Origin of the sequence: Neobacillus bataviensis LMG 21833 (assembly GCF_000307875.1) — a bacterium.
In the GTDB taxonomy this organism is placed as follows: domain Bacteria; phylum Bacillota; class Bacilli; order Bacillales; family Cytobacillaceae; genus Neobacillus; species Neobacillus bataviensis.
On sequence record NZ_AJLS01000167.1, the window covers coordinates 1 to 3,039 of the forward strand.

Annotated in this window: 1 rRNA gene; it reads left to right on the plus strand. The window is 51.8% G+C overall.

The window, feature by feature from the left end:
• Positions 1-106 precede the first annotated feature (106 nt).
• A 23S ribosomal RNA gene (locus BABA_RS24405) occupies positions 107-3,039 on the plus strand.

Sequence of the window (3,039 nt, forward strand, 5' to 3'; positions counted from 1 at the left end):
AATCGTTCTTTGAAAACTAGATAATCGTAAGAAGAAGCAAAGTAAACATCGAGTAATCGCCATTTTAGTTTTTCTCTCTTATGTAATAAGAGTTATAAACCTTTTAGGTTAAGTTAGAAAGGGCGCACGGTGAATGCCTTGGCACTAGGAGCCGATGAAGGACGGGACTAACACCGATATGCTTCGGGGAGCTGTAAGTAAGCTTTGATCCGGAGATTTCCGAATGGGGAAACCCACTGTTCGTAATGGAACAGTATCTTTACCTGAATACATAGGGTATAGAAGGCATACCCGGGGAACTGAAACATCTAAGTACCCGGAGGAAGAGAAAGCAAACGCGATTCCCTGAGTAGCGGCGAGCGAAACGGGACATAGCCCAAACCAAGAGGCTTGCCTCTTGGGGTTGTAGGACACTCAACATGGAGTTACAAAGGAACGGGGTAAATGAACGACCTGGAAAGGTCAGCCGTAGAAGGTAAAAGCCCTGTAGTTGAAACTTCGTTCCCTCCTGAGTGGATCCTGAGTACGGCCGGACACGAGAAATCCGGTCGGAAGCAGGGAGGACCATCTCCCAAGGCTAAATACTCCCTAGTGACCGATAGTGAACCAGTACCGTGAGGGAAAGGTGAAAAGCACCCCGGAAGGGGAGTGAAATAGTTCCTGAAACCGTGTGCCTACAAGTAGTCAGAGCCCGTTCATGGGTGATGGCGTGCCTTTTGTAGAATGAACCGGCGAGTTACGATTGCATGCAAGGTTAAGTTGAAGAGACGGAGCCGCAGCGAAAGCGAGTCTGAATAGGGCGAATTAGTATGTAGTCGTAGACCCGAAACCAGGTGATCTACCCATGTCCAGGGTGAAGTCCAGGTAACACTGGATGGAGGCCCGAACCCACGCACGTTGAAAAGTGCGGGGATGAGGTGTGGGTAGCGGAGAAATTCCAATCGAACTTGGAGATAGCTGGTTCTCTCCGAAATAGCTTTAGGGCTAGCCTCACGTAGTAAGAGTCTTGGAGGTAGAGCACTGTTTGGACTAGGGGCCCTCATCGGGTTACCGAATTCAGACAAACTCCGAATGCCAAAGACTTATCCGTGGGAGTCAGACTGCGAGTGATAAGATCCGTAGTCAAAAGGGAAACAGCCCAGACCACCAGCTAAGGTCCCAAAGTATACGTTAAGTGGAAAAGGATGTGGAGTTGCTTAGACAACCAGGATGTTGGCTTAGAAGCAGCCACCATTTAAAGAGTGCGTAATAGCTCACTGGTCGAGTGACTCTGCGCCGAAAATGTACCGGGGCTAAACGTATCACCGAAGCTGTGGATTGACATCGTAGATGTCAGTGGTAGGAGAGCGTTCTAAGGGCGTTGAAGCTAGACCGTAAGGACTGGTGGAGCGCTTAGAAGTGAGAATGCCGGTATGAGTAGCGAAAGATGAGTGAGAATCTCATCCACCGAATGCCTAAGGTTTCCTGAGGAAGGCTCGTCCGCTCAGGGTTAGTCGGGACCTAAGCCGAGGCCGAAAGGCGTAGGCGATGGACAACAGGTTGATATTCCTGTACCACCTCTTTATCGTTTGAGTGATGGGGGGACGCAGGAGGATAGGGTAAGCGCGCTGTTGGATATGCGCGTCTAAGCAGTTAGGCTGGTGAATAGGAAAATCCGTTCACCGTGAAGGCTGAGCTGTGACAGCGAGGGAAATATAGTACCGAAGTTCCTGATTCCACACTGCCAAGAAAAGCCTCTAGCGAGATAAAAGGTGCCCGTACCGCAAACCGACACAGGTAGGCGAGGAGAGAATCCTAAGGTGAGCGAGAGAACTCTCGTTAAGGAACTCGGCAAAATGACCCCGTAACTTCGGGAGAAGGGGTGCTCTTTAGGGTTCATAGCCCTGAAGAGCCGCAGTGAATAGGCCCAGGCGACTGTTTAGCAAAAACACAGGTCTCTGCGAAGCCGCAAGGCGAAGTATAGGGGCTGACGCCTGCCCGGTGCTGGAAGGTTAAGAGGAGGGGTTAGCGCAAGCGAAGCTCTGAATCGAAGCCCCAGTAAACGGCGGCCGTAACTATAACGGTCCTAAGGTAGCGAAATTCCTTGTCGGGTAAGTTCCGACCCGCACGAAAGGCGTAACGATCTGGGCACTGTCTCAACGAGAGACTCGGTGAAATTATAGTACCTGTGAAGATGCAGGTTACCCGCGACAGGACGGAAAGACCCCGTGGAGCTTTACTGTAGCCTGATATTGAATTTTGGTACAGCTTGTACAGGATAGGTAGGAGCCTGAGAAGCCGGAGCGCTAGCTTCGGTGGAGGCGTCGGTGGGATACTACCCTGGCTGTATTGAAATTCTAACCCGCATCCCTTATCGGGATGGGAGACAGTGTCAGGTGGGCAGTTTGACTGGGGCGGTCGCCTCCTAAAGAGTAACGGAGGCGCCCAAAGGTTCCCTCAGAATGGTTGGAAATCATTCGTAGAGTGTAAAGGCACAAGGGAGCTTGACTGCGAGACCTACAAGTCGAGCAGGGACGAAAGTCGGGCTTAGTGATCCGGTGGTTCCGCATGGAAGGGCCATCGCTCAACGGATAAAAGCTACCCCGGGGATAACAGGCTTATCTCCCCCAAGAGTCCACATCGACGGGGAGGTTTGGCACCTCGATGTCGGCTCATCGCATCCTGGGGCTGTAGTCGGTCCCAAGGGTTGGGCTGTTCGCCCATTAAAGCGGTACGCGAGCTGGGTTCAGAACGTCGTGAGACAGTTCGGTCCCTATCCGTCGTGGGCGCAGGAAATTTGAGAGGAGCTGTCCTTAGTACGAGAGGACCGGGATGGACGCACCGCTGGTGTACCAGTTGTTCTGCCAAGGGCATCGCTGGGTAGCTATGTGCGGACGGGATAAGTGCTGAAAGCATCTAAGCATGAAGCCCCCCTCAAGATGAGATTTCCCATAGCGCAAGCTAGTAAGAACCCTGAAAGATGATCAGGTTGATAGGTCAGAGGTGGAAGCGTGGCGACATGTGGAGCTGACTGATACTAATCGTTCGAGGACTTAACCA